Raw genomic sequence first — 10,872 nt, forward strand, 5'->3', positions numbered from 1 at the left:
CCCCGTTGGGTCAGTCGTCCCGCGCCCCGAGCATGTACAGCTCGGGGACGGGCGCCAACTCGGGTCTGCCAGGGCGAGCGCGATGACGACCGAGGACGCGACGTGGACGACCGGGCGGTGCTGCTTCACTGGTACCTCCGCGGGGGGACGGGCGGCGCGGGGGCCGGTGTCCACGGGCCCCAAGTCGCCCGACGCACCGCGATGTCCGTGCCTCCAGCCTGTGGGCGTCCGAGGGGCCGGGGCAGTGCCATCCGCCACCGGTCCGCATGACATCTGTCATGTGTCTCCTGCGGCGGACAAACGCGTTGCCGGACGCGGCGATCGGCCGCTAGGGTGCCGGACGTGCGTTGATCTGCGGGGCGACGGTCACGGCCGTCGTGAACGGATTCACCGCCCTCGGGTCGGCAGGACTTCGAGGGTGGCTCGGCATGCCCCCCCGTAGAGCTGTCTGGAGACCGGCCCATGTCCGCACAACACCCCATGACTTATGCGGCGTTCGTCGCCCGCGCCACCGCCGACCCCGATGTGGTCGGACTCGTCCTCAAGGGATCCCACGCCCACGACGGCATGGCCACCCGCCACTCCGACCACGACCTGTACGTCGTGCTGGCCGACTCGGCGCACACCGGCCTCGCCGGTCCCGCCGGTCCCGCCGGTCTCGCCGGTCTCGACGGCTTCCGCTCCGCCGAGCTGGATCTCGTCGTGGTGACGGTCGCGGAGTTCCGCCGGCTCGGCGGATTCGAGCGCTATGCCCTGGCCCGGTCCCGGGTCGTGCTCGACCGGCTGGACGGGGGCATCGCCGAGATGGTGGCCGCGAAGGGGTGGCTCGACGCCGCAGAGGCGTCGCGGGTGGCGGCCGCCCGGCTGGACGCCTACGCGAACTCGCTCTACCGGTCGGTCAAGAACGCCCGGGACGGGCATCCGCTCGCCGCGCGCCTCGACGCGGGTGACAGTGCCGGCTTCCTGTTGGAGCTGCTGTTCGCCCTCGACCGCCGTCCGCGCCCCTACAACAAGTACCTGGCGTGGGAACTGGAACGCTTCCCGCTCCCGGGATGGGACACGCGAGAGCTGCTGTCCACTGTCGCGCGCGTCGCGGAGACCGGTGACGCGGACGTACAGCGGGAACTGTTCGGCCGGGTGGAGACCGCGGTGCGCGCGGCCGGCCACGCGGCGGTGCTGGACGCGTGGGGCGAGGACCTCCGGCTGATGCGCCCCCGGGCGAGCGATGACAGTGACTGACATCGTGGCCCTGATCCGCGTCGCACGAGAGAAGGGCGTCTCCGGATACATCGGCGACGGGACCAACCACTGGTCCGCCGCGCACCGCCGCGACTCGACGCGCCTGATGTCGGTCCCGGCCGAGGACCTGGCGGCCCACTTCGGCCGGCCGGCCGGCCCGTTGGCGGCCAGCCGGGCGGCCTCCAGCACCCTGACCCGCGAACTGCTCGGGTGGCGGCCGGTCGGGCCGGGACTGATCGACGACCTCCGGCAGGGCCACTGCTTCGAGTAGCGAGGGGCGGCCGTCTCTCAGGTCGCCGTCGCGGCTGCCGCGGCGCGTCCGGGCTCGCCTCGGGTTCCTGGTCGAGGAGCAGTACCTTGCGGCCCGCCGCGGCGAGTTCGGCCGTGGCCACCAGCCCCGCGAGACCGTGCCCGACCACGATCGCGTCCGCCTCCTGCCCCTCGGCCGCGAAGGCGGGCATCGTCTGGGGCCAGTGTCGCCGCCGCGAGCACTCCCCCGGTCACCGTCAGGGCGCCCCGGCGAGTGATCCCGGCAGGTGCTGGTGTGTTCTGCATGGGCTGCCTTCCGACGGTGTACGCAGGGCGGAGGGACACGGGAGTCACTCCTGCGCCGACAGGGTGTTACCGACGGTAGCCCAGCGGGTGTACGACGACCGGAGTGCTGTGTCCTTTTCGTGAACAGCCTTGCTCCGCAAGCCCGTTGGCCCCTACAGGGGCCTCACCGTCTCAGACGAGTTCGGGCTGCGGCTCAGCCGGCCTCGGCGGCTCCGGTTGCCGCACACGCTCGGGCTTCGGCTCCCACGCCCTGGTGGTCCGCAGGTAGCCGACCACCACGGAGGCCATCGCGAGGAGGAGAAGCGGTCCGGCCACCCACGGGTACGCGGCCATCTCCTCCGGGAGCACGCGGTACGAGACCAGCAGCACCGCGAACACCGTCACTCCGTGGGCGACCAGCCGGACGGCCGACCGGTCCCAGCCGCGGGCGAACGCGCGCATCGCCGCCTCGACGGTGAGCGCGAACACCACGCCGGCGATGAGGTCCACGCCGTAGTGGTAGCCGAAGCCCAGCGTCGCGGTGAGGGTCGCGACCAGCCAGAAGGTCCCGGCGTACCGCATCGGGCGCGATCCCTTGCGCGAGTGGACGAAGAGCGTCGTCGCCCACGCCGTGTGCAGACTGGGCATGCAGTTGCGCGGGGTGATCTCGTCGAACGGCACCGCGTGCGGGGCACCGATCGACGGCAGGGTGTCCGGCCACAGGTTGGCCACCGCCCACTGTCCGCCCTCGGCACCGTAGGCGTACACGGGCCCGACGACCGGGAAGATCATGTAGACGGCGGGCCCGAGCAGGCCGATGACGAGGAAGGTGCGCACCAGATGGTGGCTCGGGAAGCGGCGCTCGACCGCCACATGGCGCAGTTGGTAGAGGCCGACCAGGGCCGCCGCCAGTGGGAGCTGGCCGTAGACGACGTGGAGGATGCCGTCGCCGACCGGCGAGGTGGCGTTCACCAGCCGGCCGACCAGCCAGGAGGGATCGCCGAGCGCGTGGTCGGCGGTCGCCAAGTAGGGGTCGAGCACCGCAGGGCGGGTCTCCGACGTGATGAGCAGCCAGGTGTCCCCCGTCTTGTGCCCGGCCACCAGCAGCAGCCCAAGACCGACACCCTTCAGCAGCAGCGCCCGTTCCCGGCCGGCACGGCGCGTGACGGCGACGACCGCACAGCCCAGGACCACCCACAGCGCGCCGTTGCCGAAGTTCATGTCCGCGCCGACCGCCCAGCGCACCGGCCACAGGACGAGGTCGACGCCGATCGCCACACCGGCCGCGACGAACCGCTGCCGCCAGGTGAGCACCACCATCGTCAGGGCGAGCCCCGCGTACAGCAGCGGCCCCGAATCCGGGGCGAAGACCACCTCGCGGGCCTGCTGGGTGATCGGCCCCGGCTCGCCGTAGTGGCGCGCGGCGAACTCCAGCGCGATGAGGAACCCGAGGGTCGCCACACCCGCCGCGCCCCAGAGCGTCGTTCGCGCGGATATTCGTGTCGGTATGGCTTTCAATTATTTGGCCTGATTGCTAGAGGTCGGACAAACGGGTCACTCATGGCGATCGTCACGAGCTCGAACATGCTAACGGCAGGCTGTGCGGGACCTGATCGCCCGTTGTGCGTCCGGCGGGCCGGTGCGCTCGGCCTCGCCGAGGGACCGGATCAGCGCCTCGCGGGCGCGGGCCACCCGGGAGCGGACCGTGCCGACCGGGCAGCCGACGATTTCGGCGGCCTCGGCGTAGGAGACACCGACGAGTTGGGTCAGGACGAACGCCTCGCGCCGGTCGTGCGGCAGCGCGTCAAGCAGTCCCGCGAGGGCGATACCGTCGTCGAATCCCGGCAGACCGTGTTCCTGGGCACACTCGGCGGCGGTCTCCCAGTCGTCGGTGGCCAGCAGCCGGGGCCGGGCGGACGCGTGCCGGTAACTGTCGATCACCGCGCGGCGGGCGATGGCCAGCAGCCAGGTACGGGCGGAGGAGCGGCCCTCGAAGCGGTGCAGGCTGCCGAGCGCCCGCAGGAAGGTGTCCTGGGCGAGGTCGTCGGCGGACTGGGGGTCGGCGCCGAGGTGGGTGACGAAGCGGCGGACGTCCCGCTGGAGGGCGCGGACGAGGTTCTCCACGGCCCGCGGATCGCCGCCGCGGGCCGCCAGCGCCCAGACCGTCGCCGACTCGTCGGCGGACGTCCGCTCCTGACGTGCTCTCGCGGCGCGTGCCGTCCGGTCGTGGACGGCGGAGGGGGCAGGACTGATCACATGCTGTCCTTCTCGTGAGCCCGGATCTCCGGCACACGACGCGCGGCATGCGGTCACCGCGTGCGCGGACGTCCGGCTTCCGGACCCGGCGGCGCACGGTGCGCGGCGAGGCCCGGTGACGGGGTGGGAGTGGCGGACGTACCCGACGGGCGGTGTACGTCCGACGCCCGGCCCGGCCCGGCGGGGAACGCCCGGCACGGTCGGGGGACCGGCTGTCTCAGACGACAGCGGTTCCCGCGGGCGGACCCCGAGAAGTGATCGCGTGAACGAGGAACAGCCGTGGCGGCCGGTGGGGGGCGCCCCCCCCCCGCGGGGCGAGACGCGGGCCGGGGGGTGGGGCCGGGGGCGGGGGGAGCCGGCGCAGCGGGGCGGCCAGCCATCCGGCGACGGCCCGCAGGATGCGGAAGACCGCGCGCTCGCCGTACGCCAGCCACAGGCCGCTCAGCAACGCGGCCAGCAGATGGGCGGCCAGCATGCCCGACGAGGACATCGCTTCCATGACCTGGCCGAAGCCGGTCATCGAGTCCATGGTCATGGTCGGCCCCGCGGTGGAGCCGCCGTGCGCGGCGGGATGCATGGCATGGCCCAGGTGAGCCATGGCGGCCGTGTGGTCGGGAGCAGACGCGCCGCCGCTCATGGGCATCGGGGACGCGGGCGGCGCCGTGAGCCGCTGGGCGTAGGAGAACCACTCGTGCAGTGCCGTCTGGGCGACCACCACGACGGACGAGACGAGGAGGACCCCGCGCTCCCGGCCGGCCAGGCACCATCCCGCGCCGCCGGTCACCGTGACCGCGGTGACGAGGGCCCACCAGGGCACGGAGGTGTCCGACATCAGGACGTGCCCGAGGGTGGCGAGCAGCACGCAGACGGCCGCGAACACCGCGGCCCGCGTCGTGCGGCAGCACCACCCAGCAGTCATGGCGGCTCATCCTCGCATTCGCAGCTCCGCCGTCATGAGAGGGATACGAGACTTCCCCGCCCGGCAACCGCCCGCCGGTGAGTGATTCACATCACACACCGGCATGCGGGCGGCCGTCAGGCGGTGTGCTGGTAGGACGGGTAGGTCAGGTAACCGGCGTCGCCGCCCTGGTAGTACGTGTCCTCGTCCACCGGGGCGACCGGGAGCCCGGTACGCAGCCGCTCGACCAGGTCGGGGTTGGCGATGAACCCGCGGCCGAAGCTGATGAGTTCCGCACCGAGCCCCAGCCAGTGGTCGGCCTCGTCCCGCCCGGCCTGCTTCGGCCCCATCGGCAGCACCGGGTTCATGATGAGCGTGCCCGGCCAGGCGCGGCGCAGACCGACCAGCACCTCCTCCTCGGCGGTGGCCTCGACGTGGACGTAGGCGAGGCCGAGGCGCGCCAGCTCGGTCAGCAGCTCGGCGTAGAGCTCGGGGACGTCGGTCTCCTCGACGCCCCAGAACGTCCCGGCCGGGGAGAGCCGGATACCGGTCCGGTGGGCGCCCACGCCCTCGACGGTCGCGGACACCGCTTCGACGGCGAAGCGGATGCGGTTGGCCACCGAGCCTCCGTAGCGGTCGGTGCGGAGGTTCGCGTTGGAGGAGAGGAACTGCGAGATGAGGTAGCCGTTGGCGCCGTGCAGTTCGACCCCGTCGAAGCCGGCGTCGACCGCGCGGCGGGCGGCATCGGCGTAGGAGAGGGCGTGTTCGGGCACCTCGTTGGTCTCCAGGGCGCGCGGAGTCGGCGCCGCCTGGGGACCGGTCGGGGTGAACACCTTTCCGACGGCGGGCACGGCCGAGGGTCCGACGGGGCGCACGCCCGTGGTCTCCGGGTGCGAGACGCGTCCCCCGTGCATGATCTGGGCGAAGATCCGTCCGCCGTTGGCGTGCAGGGCGTCGGTCACCGGGCGCCACGCGGCCACCTGCTCGTCGGTGTACAGCCCGGGCGTACCCGGGTTGGACTGTCCGACCAGGCTCGGCTGCACGCCTTCGGAGACGATCAGTCCGGCCGAGGCCCGCTGGGCGTAGTACGTCGCCATCGACGGCGTGGCCAACCCGCCCGCCGCGGCACGGACCCGCGTCATCGGGGCCATCACCATCCGGTTGGGCAGGGTCAGTTCACCGAGCGGGTAGCTGTCGAAGAGGGACGTCACGTCGGAACTCCTTGGTCGCGCGGGGCCCGGATGTCGGGCTCAGGCGCTACGCTAAAACCTGACACTGACGTCAGAGGCAAGGGTCTGTGTCGCGGGTCACAGTGGGGAGTGGGGAGTACGGCATGCGCATCGGGGAGCTGGCGTCACGGGCCGGGGTCAGCGTCCGGTCCGTCCGCTACTACGAGGACCAGGGGCTGCTGACCAGCACCCGCAGCCCGAGCGGCCAGCGCCACTACACGGACCACGAGGTCGAGCGGGTCAGGTTCCTCCAGCGGCTCTACGCCGCGGGGCTGTCCAGCCGCACCATCGCCGAACTGCTGCCGTGCGTCGACGCGCCCAGCGAGGACAACTCGGACGCCGCCCTGGAGCGCATGGCGCAGGAGCGCGACCGGCTGTCCGAGCACATCGCGGACCTCATGAGCACCCGGGACGCGCTCAACGCGCTGATGGCCGGGGCGCGAGAGTACCGGGAGACCCGCTGGGCGGCGGCGACGCACCACTGACCCCCCAGGTTGCCTAATCACGTTAGGCACACACATAATCTTCTACGGTTGCTCGGCAGGTGACGTGGAGGACGAGTGTGGCGCGGGCAGGACTGACGACGGAGACCCTGGTCAGGGCGGGGGCCGAGCTGGCCGACGAGATCGGGTTCGAGCACACCACACCCACGGAGCTGGCCCGGCGGTTCGGTGTCCGCACGGCGAGCCTCTACTCGCACGTGAAGAACGCCCACGACCTCAAGACCGGCATCGCGCTGTTCGCTCTCGAAGAGCTGGCCGACCTGGTCTCCGAGGCGGTGGCCGGCCGGGCCGGCAAGGACGCGCTGACCGCTTTCGCCAACGCCTACCGCGACTACGCCCTCCGGCACCCGGGCCGTTTCGCCGCCGCGCAGTTCCGCCTCGACCCGGAGGCGGCGGCGTCCAGTGCCGGTGCGCGGCACGCCCAGATGTCGCGGGCCGTCCTGCGCGGGTACGACCTGGCCGAACCGCAGCAGACGCACGCCGTACGCCTGCTGGGCAGCGTCTTCAGCGGATACGTCGGCCTGGAGACCGCCGGGGGGTTCAGCCACAGCGCACCCGACGCGCAGGAGAGCTGGACGGAGATCCTCAACGCGCTGGACACCCTGCTGCGCACCTGGCCGACCGCCTCCTGAACCCACCCGCGCCCGCCTCAGGTCCGCCCGACGGCGAGGGAGAGCGCGTACAGCGCCGTCGAGGTGAAGTCGTCCGGCGCGTAGGCGCAGGGGCGTGCCGCGTCGACGGCGTCCCGGTCGCTCAGGAGGCCGGCGTCGTTCGGCCCGTTGACGACGGCTCCGCGCAGGATGTCTCCCCGGCCCGTGTGGCTCATGGCCAGGTTGGCCACCTGGTGGTGGGGGCAGTACGGACAGAGGTCGCCGGCGCCCACGACGAAGCCTGTGCCCCAGGCGTTGGCCCCGAATACCCAGGCCAGTTGCCCGGCGGCGAAGTCGTCGTACCGGTGGTCACCCGTGACGCGGGCGTACAGCTCGGCGGTCGCGAGCAGCCCGAAGGTGCGCGGCGCGGCGTCGAACTCACCGGGCACCACGCCGGATCGGAAGGGGTCCCCGGCGGCCCGCTTCCTGCCCGCCTCCAGTCCGGGCACCTGGCGGTGGGACGGGAGTTCGCGTCCGGCAGGCTGCGCATTGCCGCCTCCTGCCGGACGCCTCCGAACCCGTCCCGCCGCCGCGTGCCGTTACGGCTTGCGGGCCACCGCGCCGTACATCGCGATGTCCTCGTCGCGGATGCCCTGCTCCCCCGCGCCGTCCGGGTGCCACTTGTGGACCTGGACGATGCCGGGTTCGACCAGGTCCAGGCCCTCGAAGAACTCGTGCGCCTCGTCGATGGTGCGCAGCCGCATCGGCATGTCGCGGGCCGCGTACTCCCGCGCGACCCGGCCGACCTCGTCCGGCGCGAACTCGGCGGTGCCGATGGTCATCGCCAGGTAGCTGCCCGGCGGCAGGGGCTCCAGGAGGCGGCGGACGATACCGACCGCGTCGTCCTCGTCGAGGACGAAGTGCACGATCGCGATCACGGTGAGCGCGACCGGCCTGCCCAGGTCCAGCGTCTTGCGGAACTCGGCGGATTCGAGGACGTCCTCCGGATGCTGGAAGTCCGCCTCGATGTACGTCGTCCGGCCCTCGGGCGTGCTGGACAGCAGCCCCTGGGACAAGGTGAGGACGATCGGGTCGTTGTCCACGTAGACCACGCGCGACTCGGGCGCCACCGACTGCGCGATCTCGTGCAGGTTGGGGGAGGTCGGGATGCCGGTGCCGATGTCGAGGAACTGGCGTATGCCCGCCTCCTCCGCCAGCCAGCGCACCGCGCGGTTCATCCAGTCCCGGTTGGCGCGCATGTGCACGGGCAGCGCGGGCCACTCCGCGGCCATCGCGTCACCCGCCTCCCGGTCGGCGGGGTAGTAGTCCTTGCCTCCCAGGATGTAGTCGTAGATCCGGGCCGAGTGCGCGTGCTCGGTGTCGATCCGGTCGGCCGGCCATCCGCTGTCGGACAACGTTCGCCCCTCTCCATCGGGTCGTGCGGTACCAGTGATCTCTCGGTGGAACCTACGGCAACCGGCCTGTTCAGTAGAGGAAGTCGGCCTGTCCCGCCTTCACACCGTCCAGGAAACTCGTCATCTCGTGGGGCGTGAAGACGAGCGCGGGGCCGTCCGGGTCCGAGGACTGACGCAACGCGATCCGTCCGTCGCCCAGCCTCCGCGCCTCGACGCAGGCGCCGCCCGCGTCGTCGCTCCACGGCTTGGCCCACTCGTACGGGCCCGGTTCCAAAGACGGCGTCCCGGAGCCGGCGGAGTGCTGTGGGTGGTGGTCCATTCAGAGCTCCTTGCGTAGCGCGCCGAGGAGTTCCTCGGTGCTTCGGGCCGGCACGGACTGGGCGCCCAGGCGGTCCAGCGCCTCGCGGTAGACCACCACGTCGTCGCCCTTGTCCAGGTAGACGGCGCCCACGAGGCCGCTGAGGTAGACGATGTCGGGGAGTTCGGGAGCCCGGAAGCGGAACACATGGAACGCGCCGGCCCGCATCGCGGGGTGCGGGCCCTGGGCGAACGGCATGATCTGCAGCGTGACGTTGGGCAGCCGGCCCACCTCGATCAGGTGGTCCACCTGCTCCCGCATCACCTCGGAGCCGCCGACGGGCCAGCGCAGGACCGTTTCGTCCATGACGACCCACAGCCGGGGCGGAGCGGGACGGGTGAGGATCTCCTGGCGCCGCATACGCAGTGCGACCCGTCGCTCGGTGGCGACGGAGGAGGCGTGCGGATTGCCGGCGCTCAGCAGGGCCCGCGCGTAGGCCGGGGTCTGGAGCAGACCGTGCACGAACTCGGGCTCGTAGGCGCGGATGTGCAGGGCCGCCTGCTCCAGACTGAGGTAGGCGGCGAACCAGTCCGGCATGACGTCGCGGTAGGTGTGCCACCAGCCCCGATTGTTCGCCTCGCGGGCCGACTTCAGGAAGGTGTCGATCTCCTGCTGGTCGCGGACGCCGTAGAACTCGAGCAGTTTCTCCACGTCCGGCAGCCGCAGGCGGGCCACCTTCGCCGCCTCCATGCGCCGGATCGTGGAGTGGCTCACCCCGATCGATTCGGCGGCCTGTTCGAAGGACAGACCGGCCCGGGTGCGCAACTCCTCCAACTGCCTGCCGAGGATCATGCGCAGCACGGAGGGGGCACCGCCCCAATCTGTCTCCGAGGTCACACCATCTCCTTCTTCGTGGCTGCGCGCCCGGCCTCGGGTGCGCAGTCTGCCACGACGGCCGTCCCCGTCCGAGGAGCATGCATCCACTCAACTGCAATTTTCAACTTGCCGGTTGCGGACGGTTGCGGACGGATGACACAGTGGTTCCACCGCCCCCTGTTTCCTCACGTCAACCGAGTTCCAGGACCGTCCTGTCGAAGACGCATCCCCCACCCCCTGGGACGGTCTCGCATGACAACGTTCTCCTGGTGATCCGCCGGTTGTGCGCGTCGGCAGACCGCGCTCCCCGCCCGGCCAAAGGACACCCCCCATGGACCTGCAGCACACCCGTGATCCACGTCCGTCCACGGCCCTCGCCCGTGACCACGCACGCCAGTCCGGCACCGTCCGTCCACCCCAGCGACACCTCTCCGGCCCGGCCCCGCTGACCCTGCCCGCCGGAGTGCGTACCGGCCTCGGTCACGACGCGGTGGGTACCTCGCCGGACCACGGCGAGCGCATCCTGGCCCGCCTTCCCCGCGCGGGCTGCGTGTTCGCCGACCAGGGGCGCTGGTGGTGGATCGTTCCGTCGGGCTCCGACATCGGGGTCGCGTGGCCGCACAGCGCCCTCTACGTGAGCGGCGACCCTTCCTGGACCCGCGCGCGGGCGGAGACCCGGCCGGCGGGTCCGCGCATGGTCCACGGCCCCGACGGCGACTCGCCGTACACCGCGCCCATACCGCTGTACTTCCTCGTCTGCCGGCTCACCGGGGTGACGCCGCGCTGGTCCCTGACCCCCTGAAGAACCTGGTGGTTCGAGGCCCGGATGAAGATCGGTCGGCGGCTACTGGCCGGGCGATCCCGACGGCTGACGGCCGGCGGTTCCACCGGTCGGGGACGGCGTTGAGTCGATCGCCCCGCGTGCACGTAGGGAGTACGGGAGAGGTCTCGTACTCCCTACGGCCGCGGGGGGGGGGCGCCCCCCCCCCCCCCCCCCCCGGGGAGAGGCCCCCGCTACCCACCGCGCCCCCCAC

The 10,872-nt window shown here is 72.1% G+C and carries 13 protein-coding genes and 1 pseudogene; 5 read left to right on the top strand and 9 right to left on the bottom strand.

Features of this window, described 5'->3' with window-relative positions; genetic code table 11:
- Positions 1-462 precede the first annotated feature (462 nt).
- Both ACFWR9_RS37635 and ACFWR9_RS37640 read left to right on the top strand, forming a co-directional pair.
- Positions 463-1,239, top strand: a complete 777-nt coding sequence (locus ACFWR9_RS37635; protein ID WP_383850684.1) for a hypothetical protein — start codon at positions 463-465, stop codon at positions 1,237-1,239.
- Positions 1,232-1,510, top strand: a complete 279-nt coding sequence (locus ACFWR9_RS37640) for a hypothetical protein (RefSeq protein ID WP_383850685.1) — start codon at positions 1,232-1,234, stop codon at positions 1,508-1,510. Before ACFWR9_RS37635 ends, ACFWR9_RS37640 begins: the two co-directional genes overlap by 8 nt.
- Positions 1,511-1,562: 52 nt before the next feature.
- Here the strand turns inward: ACFWR9_RS37640 and ACFWR9_RS37645 are convergent.
- From ACFWR9_RS37645 to ACFWR9_RS37665, 5 genes and pseudogenes are all read right to left on the bottom strand, one after another.
- Positions 1,563-1,794 (bottom strand): annotated as a pseudogene (locus ACFWR9_RS37645) (FAD-binding protein); the annotation flags it as partial.
- Positions 1,795-1,965: 171 nt separating this feature from the next.
- Positions 1,966-3,291, bottom strand: coding sequence for a phosphatase PAP2 family protein (locus ACFWR9_RS37650; RefSeq protein ID WP_383850688.1), 1,326 nt, complete (start codon positions 3,289-3,291; stop codon positions 1,966-1,968).
- 69 nt (positions 3,292-3,360) lie between these two features.
- Positions 3,361-4,029: a sigma-70 family RNA polymerase sigma factor gene (locus ACFWR9_RS37655; protein ID WP_383850690.1), complete on the bottom strand. Its 669-nt coding sequence runs from the start codon at positions 4,027-4,029 to the stop codon at positions 3,361-3,363.
- A gap of 217 nt (positions 4,030-4,246) precedes the next feature.
- Positions 4,247-4,948: a hypothetical protein gene (locus tag ACFWR9_RS37660; protein ID WP_383850692.1), complete on the bottom strand. Its 702-nt coding sequence runs from the start codon at positions 4,946-4,948 to the stop codon at positions 4,247-4,249.
- Between the two features lie 116 nt (positions 4,949-5,064).
- Entirely contained in the window at positions 5,065-6,138 is a 1,074-nt protein-coding gene (locus tag ACFWR9_RS37665; protein ID WP_383850695.1) for an alkene reductase, read from the bottom strand.
- A 122-nt stretch (positions 6,139-6,260) separates the two neighbouring features.
- Between ACFWR9_RS37665 and ACFWR9_RS37670 the strand changes: the two genes are divergently transcribed.
- Both ACFWR9_RS37670 and ACFWR9_RS37675 read left to right on the top strand, forming a co-directional pair.
- On the top strand, positions 6,261-6,641 hold the full coding sequence (locus tag ACFWR9_RS37670) for a MerR family transcriptional regulator (protein WP_383850697.1): 381 nt from the start codon (positions 6,261-6,263) through the stop codon (positions 6,639-6,641).
- A gap of 77 nt (positions 6,642-6,718) precedes the next feature.
- Positions 6,719-7,291: a TetR/AcrR family transcriptional regulator gene (locus ACFWR9_RS37675; protein WP_383850699.1), complete on the top strand. Its 573-nt coding sequence runs from the start codon at positions 6,719-6,721 to the stop codon at positions 7,289-7,291.
- A gap of 17 nt (positions 7,292-7,308) precedes the next feature.
- On the opposite strand, the gene ACFWR9_RS37680 is transcribed toward ACFWR9_RS37675, so the two are convergent.
- The 4 genes from ACFWR9_RS37680 to ACFWR9_RS37695 all read right to left on the bottom strand — a co-directional run bounded on the left by ACFWR9_RS37680 (position 7,309) and on the right by ACFWR9_RS37695 (position 9,859).
- Positions 7,309-7,758 carry a glycoside hydrolase family 9 protein gene (locus ACFWR9_RS37680; protein ID WP_383850702.1) on the bottom strand — a complete coding sequence of 150 codons (450 nt, stop codon included), beginning with the start codon at positions 7,756-7,758 and terminating at the stop codon, positions 7,309-7,311.
- 90 nt (positions 7,759-7,848) lie between these two features.
- Positions 7,849-8,664: an SAM-dependent methyltransferase gene (locus ACFWR9_RS37685; protein ID WP_383850705.1), complete on the bottom strand. Its 816-nt coding sequence runs from the start codon at positions 8,662-8,664 to the stop codon at positions 7,849-7,851.
- Positions 8,665-8,734: 70 nt separating this feature from the next.
- A complete protein-coding gene (locus tag ACFWR9_RS37690) occupies positions 8,735-8,983 on the bottom strand; it encodes a DUF397 domain-containing protein (protein WP_383850708.1) in 249 nt (82 codons plus the stop codon).
- Entirely contained in the window at positions 8,984-9,859 is an 876-nt protein-coding gene (locus tag ACFWR9_RS37695) for a helix-turn-helix domain-containing protein (RefSeq protein WP_383850711.1), read from the bottom strand.
- Between the two features lie 310 nt (positions 9,860-10,169).
- Here ACFWR9_RS37695 and ACFWR9_RS37700 point away from each other — a divergent pair, with 310 nt between their 5' ends.
- Positions 10,170-10,640: a hypothetical protein gene (locus ACFWR9_RS37700; protein WP_383850713.1), complete on the top strand. Its 471-nt coding sequence runs from the start codon at positions 10,170-10,172 to the stop codon at positions 10,638-10,640.
- Positions 10,641-10,872 lie beyond the last annotated feature (232 nt).

Source organism: Streptomyces sp. NPDC058534 (assembly GCF_042717365.1).
In the GTDB taxonomy this organism is placed as follows: domain Bacteria; phylum Actinomycetota; class Actinomycetes; order Streptomycetales; family Streptomycetaceae; genus Streptomyces.

Coding starts and splice junctions, on each gene's coding strand:
- ACFWR9_RS37690 (WP_383850708.1), bottom strand. CDS start 8,983: ATGGACCACCACCCACAGCACTCCGCCGGCTCCGGGACGCCGTCTTTG.
- ACFWR9_RS37635 (WP_383850684.1), top strand. CDS start 463: ATGTCCGCACAACACCCCATGACTTATGCGGCGTTCGTCGCCCGCGCC.
- ACFWR9_RS37700 (WP_383850713.1), top strand. CDS start 10,170: ATGGACCTGCAGCACACCCGTGATCCACGTCCGTCCACGGCCCTCGCC.
- ACFWR9_RS37660 (WP_383850692.1), bottom strand. CDS start 4,948: ATGACTGCTGGGTGGTGCTGCCGCACGACGCGGGCCGCGGTGTTCGCG.
- ACFWR9_RS37670 (WP_383850697.1), top strand. CDS start 6,261: ATGCGCATCGGGGAGCTGGCGTCACGGGCCGGGGTCAGCGTCCGGTCC.